Raw genomic sequence first — 19,497 nt, 5'->3', positions numbered from 1 at the left:
ATCTTTGAGGATGGTTAAAATTTCCTTGGCACTATAATGTAAAATTATCACAAAAATGTAAGGAACAACAGGGGAGGTCTATCATGAAGAAGAAGTATGGATTTACACTTATTTCTCTGTTTCTGGTTCTGGCTATACTTGCAGTAGGCTGTACACCGAAGAATGAAACAGGCAACAACGCGGGCGGCGAAGGCGCTGCAACAGCGAAAAGCGAGTTCCGCATGAACTTGGCTTCGGAGCCGCCGTCTCTTGATCCTGCACAAGCGCAAGACCAAGTATCTGCAACTGTACTTAACGGTATCTATGAAGGCTTGACTCGCAAAGACGAGAACGGAAATGACGTTCCGGGCATTGCGAAAGAATGGAAAATTTCCGATGACGGCCTGACTTACACGTTTACACTTCGCGATGATGCGAAATGGAGCAATGGCGACGCGGTAACAGCAAATGATTTTGAATTTGCTTGGAAACGTGCATTGGATCCAAACCTGAAACCAACTGTTGCGGCTTACGCATATCAGTTGTACTACATTAAAAACGCAGAAAAATATAACACAGGCACAGACGGCGTTACTGCCGACGATGTTGGCGTAAAAGCGATCGACGAGCATACGCTTGAAGTTCAGCTGAACTCCCCGACGCCATACTTCCTGAGCCTGATGTCGTTTACCGTATTTTTCCCTGTTCACCAATCGGTGAAAGACAACGAAGCTTGGGCAACTGATGTGAAAACAATCGTTACAAACGGTTCGTTCAAAATGTCCGAGTGGAAGAAAAATACTTCCATCACGCTCGTTCCTAACGAAAACTACTATGCGAAAGCTGATGTGAAACTGACGAAAGTTCATTTCACAATGGTTAACGACTCCAATACAGAGCTGAGCATGTACCAAACAGGTCAATTGGATTATGCCGGCATGCCGACTGGCCTTATTCCGACGGAGCAGTTCGACACGCTGAAAGCAAGCAATCCGGATGAATTTAAAGTAAAAGGTACAGCGAGCATTTACTACTACCTGTTCAACACCAAAGACAAAGTGTTCAGCAACGCGAAAATCCGCCAAGCGCTTTCGATGGCGATCAATCGTAAAGATATCGCTGAGCAAGTAGCAAAAGGCGGCGAAACTCCTGCATTTGGTTATGTACCGCCGGGCATCAAAGGTGAAAAAGAAGATTTCCGTACAGAGTTCAGTGATGCAAATTACTTCACTGAGGATATCGAACAAGCGAAAAAACTGCTTGCTGAGGGCTTGGCTGAGCTGGGCTTGAAACAATTGCCTGAAGTAAAACTGGCTTACAACACGAACGAAAAGCATCAACGTGTAGCGGATGCGATCGTTGCGATGTGGAAAGAAAACCTGGGCATTACAGCTACAACTGAAAACCAAGAATGGGGCGTATTCCTCGAAAACCGCAATCGCTTGAATTATCAAGTGGCGCGCGGCGGCTGGGGAGCGGACTATAACGACCCTATGACGTTTATCGACCTGTTCACATCGAAGAGCGGAAATAACAACACAGGCTTTGCGAACGCTGACTATGATGCGCTGGTTGCCAAAGCATACAGCACAGATAACCAAGCTGAGCGTATGAAAGCTATGGCGGAAGCTGAGAAAATGCTGATCGAAACTCGTGCGATCATGCCGATTTTCTACTACAGCAGCGTGTATATGATCAAGCCGGGCTTCACAGGCATTTTCATCGATTACAAGGGCGATATTGACTATACTCGCGGAGCTGTAGAAGCGAAATAAGAAGCACGTCCATGGTTTGCGGGATATATGCAGCTTTGACTGCGTATATCCCTTTTTACAATAAAGCTGAGTGACTTTGGGATGCGGTGTGATTTTGAGATGCGGTGTGATTTTGAGATGCGGTGTGATTTTGAGCTCTGCTCAAAGATCCTGATGTCATGCTCAAAGATCCTGATGTCATGCTCAAAGATCCTGATGTCATGCTCAAAGATCCTGATGTCATCAAAGATCCTGATGTAAGGAGGTGCCACGACGAGTGGTTCGCTATGTCCTTCAGAAACTGCTTTTTATGATTATTTCGATATTCGTATTGGCATCCGCGACTTTCTTTCTTATGAAAGCGATACCGGGCAATCCGTTCCAATCTGAAAAAAATGTGCCTCCGGCCATTCAAGAGAGACTTAACGAGCAATACGGTTTAAACGACCCGTTGGGCGTTCAATATTTGCATTACATGAACAATTTGCTGCACTTCGATCTTGGATTGTCGATGAAGCAGCAATATACGTCGGTTGTTGACGTTATTCAAAGAGGTTTCATTTACTCCTTGCAGCTTGGCATATTTGCGATCATTGTATCGGTTGCTGCAGGCGTTCTGCTTGGCCTGATTGCTGCACTTAATCATCGAAAATTTCTCGATTCCTTCACTATCTTCATTGCGGTGCTGGGGGTGTCGATTCCAAACTTTGTTATCGCTACGATTTTGCAATTTGTGTTCGGCGTCAAACTGCGCTGGTTCAGCGTTGCCGGGCTGAATGATCCGACTGACTTTATTTTGCCGGTACTGGCATTGTCCTTCTTGCCGGCTGCCTTTATTGCCCGCTTAACCCGGTCCAGCATGCTGGAGGTGCTAACGGCCGATTACATTAAGACGGCTAGAGCAAAAGGGATTTCGGGCCGTGTCATTCTTTTGCGGCACGCTTTGCGCAACGCGATTTTGCCGGTTGTCACGTATGTAGGTCCAATGACGGCCAATATTATTACCGGTTCGGTCGTGATTGAGCAAATATTCGGTATCGGCGGCTTGGGCAAAGATTTTGTCGGCAGCATTACCAATCGGGACTATACGCTCATTATGGGCGTAACGCTGTTCTATGCGGTTATTCTGATGCTAGCGCGTTTCGTGACCGATATTGCGTACGGCTTTGTGGATCCGAGAATTAAACTGAGCGGCAAGAAAGGAGGCTGACCGGGCAATGACTGAACAAACGTTGACGAAAGATGATTTCAGGAAATTGACGAAGGAAGAGAAAGTGCCGGAAATGGTCGTTCGCGAAAGCATTTCGGCATGGAAGGATGCTTGGTTCCGACTTCGTTCCAACAAAATGGCGATGGTCAGCCTTGTCATCCTTGCTTTGATCGTCCTTATGGCTATTTTTGGACAGATGATGACGCCTTACGATTACTCGACAAACGATTTGTCGGCAACCAATCAGAAGCCTTCTGCGGAGCATTGGTTCGGAACGGACGCGCTTGGCCGCGACATGTTTGAGCGCACGTGGATGGGCGCGGGCATTTCGCTGCAGGTCGGCATTTATGCCGCGCTTGTCGATTTGGTTGTCGGCGTCATTATCGGCGGTATTATGGGCTACTACGGCGGCCGCGTCGACGAAGTGCTGAACCGTATTTGCGAAATTTTATATTCCATTCCAAGTTTGCTTGTCGTTATTTTGCTTATCGTCGTTATGGAGCCAAGTATGTTTACGATTATTTTGGCTCTGAGTATAACCGGCTGGATTAATATGGCGTGGATTGTCCGCGGGCAAATTATGCAGCTGAAAAACCAGGAATACGTACTCGCGGCCCGTTCCCTTGGGGCAAGTCCGGTGCGCATTATGTTCAAGCATCTTGTGCCGAACGCAATCGGGGCTATTATTGTTACGATTACGATGACGGTGCCGAGCGCGATTTTTGCCGAAGCGTTTCTGAGCTTCCTCGGCCTTGGCGTTCAAGCGCCGGCAGCATCGCTGGGCACATTGATTAACGATGCTTTGAAGGCGATGACGGTTTTCCCTTGGCGGATGGTTTTCCCTGCTGTGCTTATCAGCTTGACGATGCTTTGCTTCAATATTTTTGGCGACGGTCTTCGGGATGCACTTGATCCGAAAATGAAAAAGTAGGAGGTGCGACAGATGGAAGCTTTGCTTGAAGTGAAAGATCTGCGCGTGAATTTCAAAGTGCGCGGCGGTACTGTGCAAGCAGTGCGCGGCGTTAACTTTCATGTAAATAAAGGGGAAGCGGTGGCGATCGTCGGCGAATCCGGCTGCGGCAAAAGCGTAACGGCTCAATCATTGATGCGCCTCATTCCGTCCCCGCCGGCTATTACGACCGGCTCGATTAAATTCAAAGGCGAAGAGATTTTGGCGAAAACGCCAAAACAGATGGAGGGCATTCGCGGCAAAGAAATCGGAATGATTTTTCAGGATCCGATGACGTCGCTTAATCCGACGCTGACCATCGGACGCCAAATTACAGAGGGCCTGATCAAGCATCAGGGCGTCAGCGCTTCGGCTGCCCGCGAGCGTGCAATAGAGATGCTGAAGCTGGTCGGCATTCCGAATCCGGATGCGCGTTTCAGTCAGTATCCGCATGAGTTTTCGGGCGGGATGAGGCAGCGGGCGATGATTGCGATTGCGCTCGCCTGCAATCCGTCGCTGCTCATTGCCGATGAGCCGACTACCGCTCTCGACGTAACGATTCAAGCGCAAATTTTGCGCGTGATGAAAAATTTGCAGCAAAGCATGGGCACTTCTATTATTCTTATAACCCATGATTTAGGCGTCGTTGCCGATGTATGCGACCGCGTTATCGTAATGTATGCCGGTAAAGTGGTGGAGACAGGGACGAAATGGGAGATTTTCCAGAACCCTAAACACCCTTATACGAGAGGGCTTTTGCGTTCGCTGCCGCGTCTCGATCAGAAAAAGGACGAGCCGTTGATTCCGATTTACGGCATGCCGCCTGATCTGATTAAACCGCCTGCTGGCTGCAGCTTCTGCGCCCGTTGCAATGAAGCGATGCGAGTCTGCGAGGGCAACGATCCGAAGCTGCTTCCGGTTGACGGCAACGAATCGCATCAATCGGCATGCTGGATGGCGCATCCGTATGCGACCCGCAGCGAGGAGGTGCCTGTATGAGCGAGCCGTTAGTGCAGGTCAACCATTTGCGCAAGTTTTTCAATCTTGGCGGCGGGAAGATCTTGAAGGCGGTCAATGATATCGACTTTAACATCTACAAGGGTGAAACGGTCGGCGTCGTTGGCGAATCCGGATGCGGCAAATCGACGGCGGGACGGACGATTCTTCGTCTGTACGAACCGACGGTCGGCGGCGTTACGTTCCAAGGCCAAGATATTTATGCGATGAGAGGTTCGAAGCTGAAAGCTTTACGCCGCGATATGCAGATGATTTTTCAAGATCCGTATGCTTCCTTGAACCCTCGTATGACGATTACGGATGTTATCGGCGAAGCGCTTGATATTCATAATTTGGCCGGCAGCCGTACCGAGCGCAAGCGCAAGGTAGAAGGGCTGCTTGATCTCGTCGGCTTGAATCCGGATCATGCGACGCGTTATCCGCATGAATTTTCTGGCGGACAGCGCCAACGGATCGGTATCGCGCGAGCTTTGGCGGTCGATCCGAAGTTCATCATTGCGGACGAGCCGATCTCGGCGCTCGACGTATCCATTCAAGCGCAGGTTGTTAACTTGCTGCAGGATTTGCAGCGCAAGATGGGCTTGACCTATTTGTTCATCGCCCATGACTTGTCAATGGTTAAGCATATCAGCGACCGCGTTGCTGTTATGTATCTGGGCAAAATCGTGGAGTTCGCGACGAGTGACGAGCTGTATGCGAGCCCGGCGCATCCGTATACGCGGGCGCTCATGTCCGCGATTCCGATCCCGGACCCGGAAGTGGAAGCGACGCGCGAGCGTATCGTGCTGAAAGGCGATCTGCCAAGCCCGATCAACCCGCCGAGCGGCTGCCAGTTCCACACGCGCTGCCCGATCGCGACGGACAAATGCAAAACGGTCGAACCCGCGTTGCTCGAAATCCGCAAAGGCCACTTTGCTTCTTGCCATTACGCTGAGGTTTAATGAAAACCAGCTCGTCTTCGCTGCAGTGAAGACGAGCTGGTTTTTTGTTGATAACGCGTTGTGTGCGTAAGCCCGAAACTGGCCTTACAATCGCAAAAGTTACTGTTGAGCGAGCGCGTAAGGCCAGATTTGGCCTTACGACCACCCCTGTGACTACCGGCCATAGCGAAAGTGTTGGGCCAGCTTGCTGCGGTTCACTACGAAGACACGCTTTCGCTGAGTGCCCTTTCCTGTTTGCAGCAACTTCTCGCTGGCAACTAGTCGTGAGAGTACCAACTTGGTTCTATGTTTGCTAATTTGTAAATGTTGCTGAACCAGAATAGGTTTAATAGGTTTTCCGATATGCAGTGCAAGGCGGATAACCTCGCACTCTAGCAGATAATCGACTATCGCACATTCCTCTTGATCTTTATCCATCCTCCATATTCCGATCAATTGTTGCAGCTGCTGGATGCAAGTCTTTGGTTTCTCGTTAACATCGTCATAAGAGAATCGCATTACCGTCCAGCCGTCTAAGACCAGATGGTTTTGCCGCATACGGCTGTCGGAAAATTGCCAGCGGTTGATGTTGGAGGCGTGGGTGCTAAAGCCGTCGATCTCGATCGCTAGCCGCAGCGACCCTTCGAGATAAGCGAAATCAATGAAACGGGTGCCGTCTTTAAAGTCGGCTACTTCATACTCGGGATGCAAACCGCGAAGATGGCCGAAGGCGGGTATCCAAACAGCTTCAATAAAACGCTGTTCTCCGTGCCCCAGTCCATTCGCCAATCGGCGCTTGGATTCGCCGGCGCGCTCAGCAACATGCTGTTTTAGCCATATTTCATACATACTAGCGTATTGCTTTTCGTCCATAGCCATAAAGCGATCATCGCCCTTCCATCTTTTAGTAAAATAAAAAGCACCGCGCCATCCGGACATATTGTCCGGTCAACGCGGTGCGTGCTTCGCTACCGTATTTGATATATGTGTAATTTTACCATTAGAATAATGGTAGAAGCAATATTAAGTTGAAAAGTTGCGCCAGCTATCGCCATAGCCAGTTTCGAGCTTTGAAGGACAGATAGTTACTCTACTCAATATAAGACCAGATCTGGCCTTATGCGATTGCTTAACAGTAACTTTTACAGTTGTAAGGCCAGTTTCGTCCTTTCGCACGTGCCCGACGAGGATAGATAGTTGCTAGGCTCCATGTAAGGCCAAATCTGGCCTTACGTGGTCACGGAACAGTTGAATTTGCGGCTGTAAGGCCAGTTTCGTCCTTTCCGCACGTGCCCAACTAGTACAGATAGTTACTCTACTCTATGTAAGGCCAATTCTGGCCTTACGTGGTCACGGAACAGTTGAATTTGCGGCTGTAAGGCCAGTTTCGTCCTTTCCGCACGTGCCCGACGAGGATAGATAGTTGCTAGGCTCTATGTAAGGCTAACTCTGGCCTTACGTGGTCACGGAACAGTTGAATTTGCGGTTGTAAGGCCAGTTTCGTCCTTTCGCACGTGCCCGACGAGGATAGATAGTTGCTAGGCTCTATGTAAGGCCAATTCTGGCCTTACGTGGTCACGGAACAGTTGAATTTGCGGCTGTAAGGCCAGTTTCGTCCTTTCCGCACGTGCCCGACGAGGATAGATAGTTGCTAGGCTCTATGTAAGGCTAATTCTGGCCTTACTAAAAAACATAGCGTCATATATTGCGGCACCTATGATAAAATGGAAATATTCAGCAATACAACTAAGGAGGCTTTCTTATGGATCCGTTTGTTTTATTTATTGTTGCTGCGGTAATTATGGTAACGATTGCGCTCGTCAGCTCCAATTCGAAATCGAAAAAGTCGAGTTCCTATAACAACAGGGGCGCTTACAGCAGATACGGTACGAATCATGTAAGCAACCGCAAAGGTTCAAGCGCAAGCTTTCGTTGGCCGTCGGAGCAGCCTCCTGCGGCGCTTGGTGTACCGCAGGGACATCCCGCTTATGAAGCGGCGGTAAGGCTGGAATCCTCACTCGCTCTCGATTACGAGAGCCGGGTTAAGGATCGCGTGCTCAAGATTACGCCAAACATGAGTGATTCCGAATGGAATTGGACCTGGTTTGAGTTGAAACGATACTTCCTCATGTGCGCTGTCGTGAAGGGTGTGCCAATGTACAGCCGAAAAGTCGATGTGGTGTGGCATGAAATGCTCATGTTTACGCGAGAATATGAACAGTTCTGTATTCGCTTCTGCGGCGAGATGATCCATCATGCTCCTCATGGCGAAGGCGAGCAGCCGGAACAGGGGGAACGGGCTTGGTTCGACTGGGTGTACGGCGAGCTGTTTGCGCCAGCTCCGGCGAGCGGCCGTTTGTGGGGCGCGTTCTATCGGACGAGAATGCCGGACAAAAGGCTGCAGGAGCTTCACGCATTTCAGCCGGAGGAGCTTCGCGCACAATGGTTTAACGGCAAAACTTCCGCTCATTATAACGATCTTCGCCATACGAACGACTACTTGATTCATCGGGCGCGGACGCAGCTGTCAACAGTGAACGGAAAACAGCGCAATGACAGCAGTAACGATGATTATTCCGGCTGGAACGGCAGCTATGATCCGTTACTCGGCGCTACCGGTATGCTGTCAGGCATTCTTCTGTTAAATTCCTTGTCCAATGCGAATGAAGATGAGTTCAACCGCCAAATGGAGGAGGCTCAATCAGAAGAAGAAAGGGAATCCTACGGATATGTCGACGGTTCCGGCTATAGTTCAGACTCGGATGAAGCATCGGATAACGGCGGCAATGGAGAGGATTACGGCAATAATGACGGAGGAAGTTATGACGGCGGCAGCAACGATAGCGGCGGCGGATTTGACAGCGGGGGAGGCGGCAGCAGCGACAGCGGCTCGTCCTGCGGAGGAAGCAGCTGCGGAAGCGGCTGCAGCAGCAGTTAATGTCCATGAAATCTCAGGATGCAACCCAACCTTTACAATGATATAATAAACGGGATTGTGTCCAAAAAAGAATAAGTACCACAGGAGGAATTAAGCTTCATGAGCAAACTGGTCATCTGCGACCATCCGTTGATTCAGCATAAGCTGACTTATATTCGGAACAAAGATACGAAAACAAAAGACTTCCGTGAATTGGTCGACGAAGTCGCTACATTAATGGCCTACGAGATTACAAGAGATCTTCCGCTCGATACGATAAAAGTACAGACGCCGGTAGCGGAAACCGAAGCGAAAGTGATTTCCGGGCGCATGATCGGCCTGGTGCCGATTTTACGCGCAGGTCTGGGTATGGTGGAGGGCATTCTAAAGCTCGTCCCTGCCGCAAAGGTTGGACATATCGGTCTGTTCCGCGATCATGAGACGCTGCAGCCGACAGAATATTACATTAACCTTCCTACCGATGCGCCGAATCGCCAGCTGATCGTCATTGATCCAATGCTTGCGACCGGCGGCTCGGCCATCGCTGCGATTAACGCTTTGAAAAAGCGCGAGTGCGAGCATATTAAGCTGATGTGCTTGATTGCTGCGCCTGAAGGCGTGAAAGCTGTTCAAGAAGCGCATCCGGACGTCGACATTTACTTGGCGGCCTTAGACGAGCGGTTGAACGAAAAAGGCTATATTGTGCCTGGTCTCGGTGATGCCGGCGATCGGATTTTCGGCACCAATTAGCGTCAGCGTTTGGTCGATTTTTCTGCGAAACGGGCTTCTCTTGACAAAAAACAAGGTGAAGCCGTTTACGCTTGATAATAGGAGTGAATGGTTTTGTCTAAACTGAAAGTAATGACCATCTTCGGAACGCGTCCGGAGGCGGTTAAAATGGCTCCGCTCGTGCTTGAGCTTAATAAGCATGCGGATCAGATCGAATCGATCGTTTGCGTAACTGCGCAGCATCGGCAAATGCTTGATCAAGTGCTTGAATTTTTTGAAATTCAGCCGAACTATGACTTGAATGTAATGAAGGACCGCCAGACGCTGACGGAGACGACGGTTCGCGTGCTGGAGGGACTTGATCCGGTGCTTGCCGAAGCGAAGCCGGATATTGTGCTTGTGCACGGCGATACGCAAACGACGTTCCTCGCGAGCTATGCCGCTTTCTTGAAGCAAATTCAAGTCGGTCATGTCGAAGCCGGACTTCGTACGTGGAACAAGCTTTCGCCGTATCCGGAAGAGATGAACCGCCAGCTTGCCGGCGTCCTGTCCGATGTTCATTTTGCGCCAACGGAATGGTCCGCCAACAACCTGCGTAAAGAAAACAAATCGGAATCGACGATTTATGTGACCGGCAATACGGCTACGGACGTGTTCGAGTACACGGTTGATCCGTCGTTCTCGCATCCGGTAATCGAATGGGCCAAAGGCAAACGGATGATTCTGATGACGGCGCACCGCCGCGAAGCGCTCGGCGAGCCGCATCGCAATATTTTCCGCGCGGTTAAACGAATTGCGGATGAGCATGAGGACGTTGCGATCGTGTATGCGGTCCATCCGAACCCGGCGGTAAGAGAGCCTGCGAACGAAATTCTTGGCAATCACCCGCGCATTCAGCTCATTGAACCGCTCGACGTATTTGAATTCCATAACTTCTACCCGCATGCCTATATGATTATGACGGATTCCGGGGGCTTGCAGGAAGAAGCGCCGTCCTTTGGCGTGCCGACACTGGTGCTCCGCGACACGACGGAACGTCCGGAAGGTATCGAGGCGGGAACGCTGGAGCTGGTAGGCACGGATGAAGACAAGGTTTACAACCGGGCTAGAGCGCTATTGAATGACGGAGCTCTCTATGAACGGATGAGCAAGGCAGCAAATCCTTACGGCGACGGACAAGCGTCGGTGCGTATTGTCCAGGCGATACTGCATCATTTTGGCAGAAAATCCGAGCGTCCCGACCCGTTCACACAAAATTCATAAATAGCTCGATTGCATTCGGATGATAGCGGAATGTACAGCATACAGTGGTACTGTATGGTTTTGCTCACTCCGAAGTCTTGATTTATCAAGGGTTTTGGCGATTTTGCCAACGAAAATTCGCAGTTATATCAATTGACAAACCTTGCGCCGCTTCGATAAAATATATGAGGATTGACAGGGGTATGATCATGAATAAAAAGAGCAGAAAGGACAATCCGCTGTTCGCTGCCGGCTTAGTCGGAGCGCTCGGATTACAAGTCGCTGCATGTATCTTTTTAGGCTACTGGATCGGATCATCGCTCGGAAGCCGTTTCGGCGACGAGAAAGGATGGACCGTCGGGGGCATACTGGTCGGTCTGGCTGTCGGTATACTCTCAGCCATTCTGCTTGTGAAGAAGGTAATGGAGGAAGCCGATGGATAAAATGATGTCGACGGCAGTACGGACGCTTCTTTTGGTTACTGCGGCAACTTTGGTAGTTTGGGCTGCCGTGCCGGAATGGCGTACGGTTACTCTCGGTCTGCTTCTGGGATTGGCAGCAAGTTACATGAATGCGTTTTTATTAAAACGCAGAGTGGAGCTTGTCACATTCGGAGCAGCAGGGGGAACAGCGCGCCGGATGGGGATTGGGCTTGGAAGCCGCATTGCGACAGTTTTGCTGGTTGCCATGCTTGCCTATCGTTTTCCGGAGAAATTCAACATGCCTGCCGCCTTAGCGGGCTGTATGGTCATGCCGTTTATTCTTCTGGCAGCAGCATATATTCACAACAAAAGACAATCATAGCGGAAAGGGGTGAGAATTTTACATGCATGAATTTCCGATACTTCAGCTCGGGCCGTTTGATATCGATCTTGCGATGCTGGTTGCTCTTCTGGTATCCGGGATTGTTACTTTCCTTATCGCTAAGCTGGCGACGCGGAATCTTTCGGTGGACAACCCATCCAAAATGCAAAACTTCCTGGAGTGGGTAGTTGATTTTGTTCATAACCTCATTTCGAGCGCGATGCCGCTTAACCGGGTTAAGCCTTTTCTGTCGCTTGGCATGACGCTGATTATGTTCATTTTCATCTCCAACTTGCTCGGCCTGCCTTTCGGTATCGTTACCGAGCCGCATCATGAGATCGAATCGCTCGGGATTACGAAGGAAATGTTCGAGCATGGCCATCACGTGGCTATCGCTTGGTGGAAATCGCCTACGGCTGATATTTCGGTGACGGCAGGCTTGGCGATTATCGTGTTCTTCATCGTCCATATCCTCGGTCTCCGATTGAACAGCAAGCATTATCTTAAGCACTACTTCCAGCCGTATCCGATCTTCTTCCCGATTAACTTGATCGAGACGATTTCGAAGCCGGTAACGCTGGCGCTCCGGTTGTTCGCAAACATTTATGCGGGCGAGGTGCTGATCAGCACGATTCTGATGCTGGGCTGGATCGGTACGCCGTTCCTGATCGCTTGGCAAGGATTCAGTATTTTCGTCGGTGCGATTCAAGCGTTCCTGTTCACAATGCTTACGATGGTATACATCTCGCAAGCAGCAATTCACGACGAAGATCACCATTAATAATGAAGCAACAAAGCGTTTGACACCCGCGCTATCATGCGAGGGTTAAGTTATAAAAAACTAAAAACACATTTTTCGAGGAGGATTTACAAATGGAAATATTGGCAGCAGCATTGGCAGTAGGTTTGGGCGCAGTTGGCGCAGGCGTAGGTAACGGTCTGATCGTAAGCAAAACAGTTGAAGGCATCGCTCGTCAACCAGAACTGCAAGGCAAGCTTCAAACAACGATGTTTATCGGCGTAGGTATCGTCGAAGTCGTGCCTATCATCGGCGTAGTTATCGGCTTCTTGGCGTTCTTCAGCGCTTAATTGACCATTCGCAACTGGCGGGGAAGGCCTAGCCCTCTTCGCCTTCGTTATGATTTAGACAATTCTGTGTTGAGGAAGGAGTGGCAGCAATGGATTGGCAATGGGAATCTACAGTAATCGCAATGGTTGCTTTCGGCATTTTGTACTGGCTTCTGAACAAGTATGCCTTCGGACCATTGTTCAGCATTATGGAGCAACGCAGACAGTTGGTGCTCGAACAAATGAACACGGCAGAATCCAGCCGCAAGCAGGCTGAAGAGAATATGGCTGAGCAGAAAGCGGCGCTTGAACAAGCGCGCAAAGAAGCTTACGACATTATCGAGCAAGCTAGAGCGACAAGCACGAAAACAGCCGACGATATCGTACAATCGGCTAAATCGGAAGCAACTCGCCTGAAGGATGACGCTTTGAAAGATATCGAGAGCGAGAAAAACAAAGCGATCGCCGCGCTTCGTACCGAAGTGGGCGGTATCTCCGTCAAAATCGCATCGAAAATTATCGAGAAGCAAATCGACGAAAAATCTCAGGAGCAGTTGGTTAATCAATACCTGAAAGAAGTAGGAAGCAAATGAGCCGGGACACAGTCGTAGCGAAGCGCTACGCCAAAGCATTGTTCGAGCTCGCTCAGCAGAATGGAATTGTTTCCGAGGTTGAAGACCAGCTTAAGCTGATCGCTCAAGCTCTGGAACAGGATCAAGACGCTGCTAAGTTCCTTTCTTTCCCTAACATTGCACCAGAGAACAAAATTGCAGTATTGAAATCGGCATTCGGCGATCGTGTTTCTTCTATTGTATTGAACACGCTTGAGCTTCTTGTCGTTCGCGGACGCCAAGATGTTATTTTGGAAGTGTCCGAAGCTTATACAAAAATTGCGGGAGAAGCGCTTGGTCAAGCTCACGCAACTATATATTCCGCTGCGCAATTGTCTGTAGCTGAGTTTACGGAAGTTGTTAACCAGTTCAATCAATTGACAGGGAAGAAAATTATTGCACAGCAAATCGTAGAGCCAACTTTGCTCGGCGGCGTACAAGTGCGCATCGGCGATCGTCTGTATGACGGAAGCTTGTCCGGCAAGCTGGATCGTTTACAAAAATCGTTTAAAATCTAATGTACGGTAGATAGGGGTGAACGAATTGAGTATCAGACCTGATGAAATCAGCACGCTGATTAAACAACAGATCGAAAACTATAAATCCGAAATTCAAGTCGTAGACGTCGGCACTGTCATTACTGTCGGTGACGGTATCGCCCGCGTTCACGGTTTGGAGAATGCGATGCAAGGCGAGTTGCTCGAATTCGCAAACGGTGTTGTCGGTATGGCATTGAACCTCGAGGAAAGCAACGTCGGTGTCGTTATCCTCGGACCATACACAGACATCAAAGAAGGCGACCAAGTTAAACGTACTGGCCGCATCATGGAAGTTCCAGTCGGCGAAGAGCTTCTTGGCCGAGTCGTGAACCCATTGGGCCAGCCGCTTGACGGCAAAGGTCCGATCAACACGACTCAATTCCGCGCAATTGAATCTCCTGCGCCTGGCGTTATCGACCGTAAATCGGTTCATGAGCCAATGCAAACAGGCATCAAAGCAATCGATGCGATGGTACCGGTAGGCCGCGGCCAACGCGAGCTCATCATCGGCGACCGTCAAACAGGTAAAACGGCGATCGCAATCGATGCAATCATCAACCAAAAAGGCAATGGCGTGAAATGTATCTATGTAGCCGTAGGCCAAAAACAATCCACTGTTGCTGGCGTTGTTGAAACGCTTCGCCGCCATGGCGCTTTGGAATATACAATCATCGTAACTGCAGGCGCTTCCGAGCCAGCTCCATTGCTGTTCTTGGCTCCATACGCAGGCTGCTCGATGGGCGAGTACTTCATGTACAAAGGCGAGCATGTTCTCGTTATCTATGATGACTTGTCGAAACAAGCGGCAGCATACCGCGAATTGTCCTTGCTGCTTCGCCGTCCTCCAGGTCGGGAAGCTTACCCAGGCGACGTATTCTACTTGCACTCCCGTTTGCTGGAACGCGCTGCGAAGCTTAGCGACGCACTCGGCGGCGGCTCGCTTACGGCTCTGCCATTCATCGAGACGCAAGCTTCCGACGTATCGGCATACATCCCTACGAACGTTATCTCCATCACGGACGGCCAGATCTTCCTGGAATCCGACCTGTTCTACTCCGGCCAACGTCCGGCAGTAAACGTCGGTATCTCCGTATCCCGTGTAGGCGGTTCCGCACAAATTAAAGCAATGAAAAAGGTTGCCGGCACACTCCGTCTGGACCTTGCGGCTTACCGCGAGCTTCAAGCGTTTGCGCAATTCGGCTCCGACCTCGACAAATCGACGCTTTCCCGCCTCAACCGCGGCGCGCGTACGATGGAAATTCTGAAACAAGGCGTTAACGAGCCAATGCCGGTTGAGAAACAAGTTATTTCGATCTACACGGCTGTTAAAGGCCACTTGGACGAAATTCCGGTTGCGGACATCCTTCGCTTCGAGAAAGAATTCCTGTCGTTCCTCGACTCCAACCATCCGGAAATCGGCGAATCGATTCGCACGACGAAAGATCTGGTTGCCGACAACGAGAAGGCTCTTGTTGACGCGATTAATAAATTCAAGAAAAGCTTTGCTGTATCGGCATAAGCTTGACGCATAAATAAACGCCCGTTCTGAATGGTACGGGCGTAGGTTCTTACTCCTACCAACACCAGGTTCGGTCTGCGCATTATCGCGCAGGCCGGGCAACAAAGGCGGGTGAAAAGCAATGGCAAAAGGCATGCGCGATATTAAACGCGAAATCAAGAGTAAACAAAATATGAAGCAAATCACGAAAGCGATGGAGATGGTTGCAGCATCCAAGCTCAGAAGAGCGCAGGAAGCGGCAACGGCTGCCCGTCCTTACGCGGATAAGCTGAAGGAAGTCGTAGCAAGCATCGCAGCCGGCACGAAGGATGTGAAGCATCCGATGCTGGAATCGCGTCCGGTGAAGAAAACGGGATATCTCGTTATCACATCCGATCGCGGTCTTGCGGGCGGTTACAACTCCAATATTCTTCGTAAAGTAACGATGACGATTCGCGAGAAGCATAAGTCGAATGACGAATTTGTACTGTTCGTTATCGGACGCAAAGGCCGGGATTACTTCCGCCGCCGCAATATGCCGATCGTCGAGGAAGTTATCGGTTTGTCGGATTCTCCGACGTTTGCCGACATCAAATCGGTTGCATATACAGCAGTGAAAAACTTCGCTGAGGGCGCGTATGACGAGCTCTATCTGTTCTACAACCAATTCGTGAACGCAATCACGCAAATTCCGACAGAAACGCGCTTGCTCCCGCTTGAAGAAGTGAGCGGCAACGCTTCTGTTGCAGCTTATGAATACGAGCCGTCACCTGAAGGCGTACTGGAAGTGCTGCTTCCTAAATATGCGGAAACGCTTATTTACAGCGCAGTTCTGGACGGCAAAGCAAGTGAGTTCGGCGCTCGTATGACTGCAATGGGCAGCGCGACGAAGAATGCAAACAAAATGATCAACCAGCTGACGCTGACGTATAACCGCGCTCGTCAAGCGGCGATTACCCAGGAAATTTCCGAGATCGTCGCAGGTGCGAACGCTCAATCGTAATTATGATGGAACCAGGAGGGAAAACCATGAAAAAAGGACGCGTTGTATCCGTCATGGGTCCGGTCGTCGACTTAGAGTTCGAACGCGGCAACCTGCCGGAAATATTGAACGCTGTCAAAATCCAGCAGAAGGGTGAAGCAGGCGGCATTGATATCAATCTGACGCTTGAAGTAGCCGTTCATCTGGGTGACAACTTGGTACGTGCTGTAGCAATGAGCACGACCGACGGTCTCGTTCGCGGCATGGAAGCCGTTGACACAGGCGCACCTATTACTATTCCGGTTGGCGCTCCAACGCTCGGCCGTGTATTTAACGTACTTGGCGAGCCAATCGACCAAGCCGGCGAAGCGAAATCGGAAATCAACCTTCCGATCCACCGCCAAGCCCCTGCATTCGAAGAATTGTCGACACAGTCGGAAATTCTCGAAACAGGCATTAAAGTTATCGACTTGCTCGCTCCATATGCCAAAGGCGGTAAAATCGGCCTGTTCGGCGGCGCGGGTGTAGGTAAAACGGTAACGATCCAAGAACTTATCAACAACATCGCTCAAGAGCACGGCGGTATTTCTGTATTTGCCGGCGTAGGCGAGCGTACTCGTGAAGGCAATGACTTGTACCACGAGATGAAAGACTCCGGCGTATTGCCAAAAACGGCGATGGTATTCGGACAAATGAACGAGCCGCCAGGCGCGCGTCAACGCGTTGCTTTGACGGGTCTGACAATGGCTGAATACTTCCGTGATACGGAAGGCAAAGACGTTCTTCTGTTCGTCGACAACATTTTCCGTTTCACACAAGCAGGCTCCGAGGTTTCGGCCCTTCTTGGTCGTATGCCTTCCGCGGTAGGTTACCAGCCAACGCTGGCAACTGAAATGGGTCAATTGCAAGAGCGTATCACGTCGACGAAAAAAGGCTCGGTTACTTCGATCCAAGCGATCTACGTACCTGCCGATGACTACACCGACCCGGCTCCTGCAACGACGTTTGCCCACTTGGACGCAACGACAAACTTGGAGCGTAAAATCTCCGAGATGGGTATCTTCCCAGCGGTAGATCCGCTTGCATCGTCGTCCCGTATCCTGAACCCAGAAATTTTGGGCGCAGAGCACTACAATGTAGCTCAAGGCGTTAAGAAAATTCTTCAGCGCTATAAAGAGCTTCAAGATATTATCGCAATCCTTGGTATGGACGAGTTGAGCGAAGAAGACAAATTGACTGTATCGCGCGCGCGCCGCATTCAATTGTTCTTGTCCCAACCGTTCCACGTTGCTGAACCTTTCACTGGCATCAAAGGCAAATACGTGCCGGTTAAAGAATCCGTTCGCAGCTTCAAAGAAATTCTCGAGGGCAAATATGACTATCTTCCGGAAGAAGCTTTCCGATATGTAGGTGTCATTGAAGAGGCCGTGGAGAAAGCCAAAACGCTGTAATAGCGAAAGGCGGGAGGAATCCACATGAGTACCTTTTTAGTTGAAATCGTAACCCCGGAGCGCAAAGTATATGCGGAAACGGCTAACATGGTTAGCGTAACCGGCGTGGAAGGCGAGCTCGGCATTTTGCCGAACCACATTCCGCTCGTTACTCCGCTTCGCATCGCTCCAATCGTAATTAAACGCGACGGCAACAAGGCGGACGTTATCGCAGCCAGCGGCGGCTTCATTGAAGTCCGCAAGGACAAAATCGTTATTCTTGCGGAGAGCGCTGAGCTTTCCACAGATATCGACGTAAACCGTGCGCAAGCAGCGAAAGAACGCGCTGAACAACGTCTGAAAGCGAAACGCGACGAGGTTGACTACCGCCGTGCAGAGCTTGCTCTGCAACGCGCAATGAACCGGATCAACGTGACGCAGCGTTAATTCGCAGTAAAGCAAACACTGCTCAAGCATCTCTTTTGAGAGCTTGAGCGGTGTTTTTTTTTTGTGCAAAATTGCATTCAAATTGGGACTGATGGCGTTTGACAGAGGCATAGCCTTCTTTCACAATGGAAGAAAGTGTATAGCGCTGCGATTTACAGAAAGGGGGCGGCACGAATGATAGATATCCATTCGCATCTATTGCCTGGCCTAGATGACGGGGCTGCAGACTGGAATGAGGCGATGGCGCTTGCGGCAGCCGCTTCCGCGGAAGGCATAACCGATATCATTGCGACGCCTCATCACTTTGACGGCAGATATAATAATAGCGCGGCTAAAGTAAATGAGCTGGTAAACACAATGAACGCAATGCTAACGGAGCAGCAAATACCGCTGACTGTTCATAGCGGACAAGAAATTCATGTGCATCATCATTTGCTGAACAATTGGGATAACGGACTGCTTCTTCCTCTAGCCGGATCGAAGTATGTGCTGCTGGAGATGCCTTCATCGCGAATTCCAGAACATATGGATCAGCTCGTTTATGAACTGAAATTGGCGGGGATCAGCGCCGTAATTGCGCATCCCGAGCGCAATGCGGAAATCGTCAAGCACCCGGAACGATTGGCTGAATTAATCGCTCTGGGCGCTTATGCGCAAGTGACCAGCCATTCCTTGGTTGGCGGTTTCGGCAGAACGATCGAGCGCGCTGCTTGGCATTTATGCCGCCATAGGTTAATCCATTTCATCGCATCGGACGCGCATCATCTGGAATGGCGCGGATTTCGGATGAAAGAAGCGTTTGAAAGAGCGGCAGGCACACTTGGAGAACAATGGAGCGACTACTACGCGCGCAATGCTGCAAGGCTCTTGCAGAGCGAAGAGATCGCCGCAGCGCCAAGCGAGGCAAGCCTGCCGAGAAGCGGAGGCTGGGATAAGCTGAAATCATTATTCCGACAATAAATGTACAAACTGCCATCTCGCTCGGACCGCTTCCTGCCGGCGCTGTAACCGCTCTGATTGGCGGGCCTTGGCTTGCCTGGCTCGTATTCGCTTCTGCTCGTGCTTGCCGATACAGTTGGCCGATCCATACTTACGCCGCGCGAGCTTCCTTCGGGACTTGTAGCGGCTCTTTTCGGCGCGCCGTATTTCATGTGGCTCATGTACTGCGCGGGCAAGCAGAAACAATCTATTCGTTTGCGGAATGAAAGCTAATATCGTTATTTTGATTAAATCAATCATATTCACGCGAAATATCGTGTGAATATGATTGATTTTTTTGTGTTAACCGCAAAATAATGACGAATATATGAATCTAAAAATAAAAATAAGAAATACGTTATATAAATGTTATTTATATGTTAGAATTACTAACATATAATGAGGAAGACTTTGGATGCGGGG

21 protein-coding genes are annotated in these 19,497 nt (G+C 50.1%); 20 read left to right on the top strand and 1 reads right to left on the bottom strand.

The window, feature by feature from the left end; genetic code table 11:
• The first annotated feature begins 83 nt into the window (after positions 1 to 83).
• The 5 genes from GOM71_RS04030 (at position 84) to GOM71_RS04010 (ending at position 5,850) form a co-directional block, all read left to right on the top strand.
• Positions 84 to 1,754, top strand: a complete 1,671-nt coding sequence (locus tag GOM71_RS04030) for a peptide ABC transporter substrate-binding protein (RefSeq protein ID WP_156278463.1) — start codon at positions 84 to 86, stop codon at positions 1,752 to 1,754.
• A 256-nt stretch (positions 1,755 to 2,010) separates the two neighbouring features.
• Positions 2,011 to 2,943 (top strand): ABC transporter permease, encoded by a 933-nt coding sequence (locus GOM71_RS04025; RefSeq protein ID WP_367649459.1) that lies wholly within the window; start codon positions 2,011 to 2,013, stop codon positions 2,941 to 2,943.
• A gap of 7 nt (positions 2,944 to 2,950) precedes the next feature.
• The gene (locus GOM71_RS04020) at positions 2,951 to 3,874 is read left to right on the top strand and encodes an ABC transporter permease (protein WP_156278462.1); all 924 of its coding nucleotides are present in this window, start codon (positions 2,951 to 2,953) and stop codon (positions 3,872 to 3,874) included.
• A gap of 12 nt (positions 3,875 to 3,886) precedes the next feature.
• On the top strand, positions 3,887 to 4,891 hold the full coding sequence (locus tag GOM71_RS04015) for an ABC transporter ATP-binding protein (RefSeq protein ID WP_156278461.1): 1,005 nt from the start codon (positions 3,887 to 3,889) through the stop codon (positions 4,889 to 4,891).
• Positions 4,888 to 5,850: an ABC transporter ATP-binding protein gene (locus GOM71_RS04010; protein ID WP_156278460.1), complete on the top strand. Its 963-nt coding sequence runs from the start codon at positions 4,888 to 4,890 to the stop codon at positions 5,848 to 5,850. Before GOM71_RS04015 ends, GOM71_RS04010 begins: the two co-directional genes overlap by 4 nt.
• A gap of 153 nt (positions 5,851 to 6,003) precedes the next feature.
• On the opposite strand, the gene GOM71_RS04005 is transcribed toward GOM71_RS04010, so the two are convergent.
• On the bottom strand, positions 6,004 to 6,768 hold the full coding sequence (locus tag GOM71_RS04005; protein WP_156278459.1) for an endonuclease domain-containing protein: 765 nt from the start codon (positions 6,766 to 6,768) through the stop codon (positions 6,004 to 6,006).
• Between the two features lie 823 nt (positions 6,769 to 7,591).
• Here GOM71_RS04005 and GOM71_RS04000 point away from each other — a divergent pair.
• The 15 genes from GOM71_RS04000 to GOM71_RS03930 all read left to right on the top strand — a co-directional run bounded on the left by GOM71_RS04000 (position 7,592) and on the right by GOM71_RS03930 (position 19,308).
• Complete coding sequence (locus GOM71_RS04000; protein WP_156278458.1) at positions 7,592 to 8,767, top strand: glycine-rich domain-containing protein; 1,176 nt, start codon at positions 7,592 to 7,594, stop codon at positions 8,765 to 8,767.
• A 99-nt stretch (positions 8,768 to 8,866) separates the two neighbouring features.
• Positions 8,867 to 9,496 carry a uracil phosphoribosyltransferase gene (gene upp / locus GOM71_RS03995; RefSeq protein ID WP_156278457.1) on the top strand — a complete coding sequence of 210 codons (630 nt, stop codon included), beginning with the start codon at positions 8,867 to 8,869 and terminating at the stop codon, positions 9,494 to 9,496.
• Between the two features lie 93 nt (positions 9,497 to 9,589).
• Complete coding sequence (gene wecB / locus GOM71_RS03990) at positions 9,590 to 10,738, top strand: non-hydrolyzing UDP-N-acetylglucosamine 2-epimerase (RefSeq protein WP_156278456.1); 1,149 nt, start codon at positions 9,590 to 9,592, stop codon at positions 10,736 to 10,738.
• Positions 10,739 to 10,926: 188 nt separating this feature from the next.
• Positions 10,927 to 11,160 (top strand): AtpZ/AtpI family protein, encoded by a 234-nt coding sequence (locus tag GOM71_RS03985; protein ID WP_156278455.1) that lies wholly within the window; start codon positions 10,927 to 10,929, stop codon positions 11,158 to 11,160.
• Positions 11,153 to 11,521 carry an ATP synthase subunit I gene (locus GOM71_RS03980; RefSeq protein ID WP_156278454.1) on the top strand — a complete coding sequence of 123 codons (369 nt, stop codon included), beginning with the start codon at positions 11,153 to 11,155 and terminating at the stop codon, positions 11,519 to 11,521. Before GOM71_RS03985 ends, GOM71_RS03980 begins: the two co-directional genes overlap by 8 nt.
• Before the next feature lie 22 nt (positions 11,522 to 11,543).
• A complete protein-coding gene (gene atpB / locus GOM71_RS03975) occupies positions 11,544 to 12,302 on the top strand; it encodes a F0F1 ATP synthase subunit A (protein ID WP_156278453.1) in 759 nt (252 codons plus the stop codon).
• Positions 12,303 to 12,394: 92 nt separating this feature from the next.
• Positions 12,395 to 12,610 carry a F0F1 ATP synthase subunit C gene (atpE, locus tag GOM71_RS03970; RefSeq protein ID WP_156278452.1) on the top strand — a complete coding sequence of 72 codons (216 nt, stop codon included), beginning with the start codon at positions 12,395 to 12,397 and terminating at the stop codon, positions 12,608 to 12,610.
• 89 nt (positions 12,611 to 12,699) lie between these two features.
• Positions 12,700 to 13,182: a F0F1 ATP synthase subunit B gene (gene atpF / locus GOM71_RS03965; protein ID WP_156278451.1), complete on the top strand. Its 483-nt coding sequence runs from the start codon at positions 12,700 to 12,702 to the stop codon at positions 13,180 to 13,182.
• Positions 13,179 to 13,718, top strand: coding sequence for a F0F1 ATP synthase subunit delta (locus tag GOM71_RS03960; RefSeq protein WP_156278450.1), 540 nt, complete (start codon positions 13,179 to 13,181; stop codon positions 13,716 to 13,718). The genes atpF and GOM71_RS03960 overlap by 4 nt, the downstream gene beginning before the upstream one ends.
• 25 nt (positions 13,719 to 13,743) lie before the next feature.
• On the top strand, positions 13,744 to 15,258 hold the full coding sequence (gene atpA, locus GOM71_RS03955; protein ID WP_156278449.1) for a F0F1 ATP synthase subunit alpha: 1,515 nt from the start codon (positions 13,744 to 13,746) through the stop codon (positions 15,256 to 15,258).
• Between the two features lie 121 nt (positions 15,259 to 15,379).
• On the top strand, positions 15,380 to 16,240 hold the full coding sequence (gene atpG, locus GOM71_RS03950; RefSeq protein ID WP_156278448.1) for an ATP synthase F1 subunit gamma: 861 nt from the start codon (positions 15,380 to 15,382) through the stop codon (positions 16,238 to 16,240).
• A gap of 26 nt (positions 16,241 to 16,266) precedes the next feature.
• Complete coding sequence (gene atpD, locus GOM71_RS03945) at positions 16,267 to 17,670, top strand: F0F1 ATP synthase subunit beta (protein ID WP_156278447.1); 1,404 nt, start codon at positions 16,267 to 16,269, stop codon at positions 17,668 to 17,670.
• A gap of 24 nt (positions 17,671 to 17,694) precedes the next feature.
• Complete coding sequence (locus GOM71_RS03940; protein WP_156278446.1) at positions 17,695 to 18,096, top strand: F0F1 ATP synthase subunit epsilon; 402 nt, start codon at positions 17,695 to 17,697, stop codon at positions 18,094 to 18,096.
• A gap of 174 nt (positions 18,097 to 18,270) precedes the next feature.
• Positions 18,271 to 19,056, top strand: a complete 786-nt coding sequence (locus GOM71_RS03935) for a tyrosine-protein phosphatase (RefSeq protein WP_156278445.1) — start codon at positions 18,271 to 18,273, stop codon at positions 19,054 to 19,056.
• A 72-nt stretch (positions 19,057 to 19,128) separates the two neighbouring features.
• Positions 19,129 to 19,308 (top strand): iron chelate uptake ABC transporter family permease subunit, encoded by a 180-nt coding sequence (locus GOM71_RS03930; RefSeq protein WP_253944687.1) that lies wholly within the window; start codon positions 19,129 to 19,131, stop codon positions 19,306 to 19,308.
• Positions 19,309 to 19,497 lie beyond the last annotated feature (189 nt).

It is taken from the genome of Paenibacillus sp. NEAU-GSW1 (genome assembly GCF_009737085.1).
GTDB lineage: Bacteria > Bacillota > Bacilli > Paenibacillales > Paenibacillaceae > Pristimantibacillus.
The sequence above is the reverse complement of the archived record's forward strand: the minus strand, read 5'-3'. Positions and strand labels throughout refer to the sequence as shown.

Coding starts and splice junctions, on each gene's coding strand:
- atpF (WP_156278451.1), top strand. CDS start 12,700: ATGGATTGGCAATGGGAATCTACAGTAATCGCAATGGTTGCTTTCGGC.
- GOM71_RS04000 (WP_156278458.1), top strand. CDS start 7,592: ATGGATCCGTTTGTTTTATTTATTGTTGCTGCGGTAATTATGGTAACG.
- GOM71_RS03985 (WP_156278455.1), top strand. CDS start 10,927: ATGAATAAAAAGAGCAGAAAGGACAATCCGCTGTTCGCTGCCGGCTTA.
- GOM71_RS04005 (WP_156278459.1), bottom strand. CDS start 6,768: ATGTCCGGATGGCGCGGTGCTTTTTATTTTACTAAAAGATGGAAGGGC.
- atpG (WP_156278448.1), top strand. CDS start 15,380: ATGGCAAAAGGCATGCGCGATATTAAACGCGAAATCAAGAGTAAACAA.
- GOM71_RS03940 (WP_156278446.1), top strand. CDS start 17,695: ATGAGTACCTTTTTAGTTGAAATCGTAACCCCGGAGCGCAAAGTATAT.
- atpB (WP_156278453.1), top strand. CDS start 11,544: ATGCATGAATTTCCGATACTTCAGCTCGGGCCGTTTGATATCGATCTT.
- upp (WP_156278457.1), top strand. CDS start 8,867: ATGAGCAAACTGGTCATCTGCGACCATCCGTTGATTCAGCATAAGCTG.
- GOM71_RS04030 (WP_156278463.1), top strand. CDS start 84: ATGAAGAAGAAGTATGGATTTACACTTATTTCTCTGTTTCTGGTTCTG.
- GOM71_RS03935 (WP_156278445.1), top strand. CDS start 18,271: ATGATAGATATCCATTCGCATCTATTGCCTGGCCTAGATGACGGGGCT.
- GOM71_RS04015 (WP_156278461.1), top strand. CDS start 3,887: ATGGAAGCTTTGCTTGAAGTGAAAGATCTGCGCGTGAATTTCAAAGTG.
- GOM71_RS04020 (WP_156278462.1), top strand. CDS start 2,951: ATGACTGAACAAACGTTGACGAAAGATGATTTCAGGAAATTGACGAAG.
- atpD (WP_156278447.1), top strand. CDS start 16,267: ATGAAAAAAGGACGCGTTGTATCCGTCATGGGTCCGGTCGTCGACTTA.
- atpE (WP_156278452.1), top strand. CDS start 12,395: ATGGAAATATTGGCAGCAGCATTGGCAGTAGGTTTGGGCGCAGTTGGC.
- GOM71_RS03960 (WP_156278450.1), top strand. CDS start 13,179: ATGAGCCGGGACACAGTCGTAGCGAAGCGCTACGCCAAAGCATTGTTC.
- GOM71_RS03980 (WP_156278454.1), top strand. CDS start 11,153: ATGGATAAAATGATGTCGACGGCAGTACGGACGCTTCTTTTGGTTACT.
- GOM71_RS04010 (WP_156278460.1), top strand. CDS start 4,888: ATGAGCGAGCCGTTAGTGCAGGTCAACCATTTGCGCAAGTTTTTCAAT.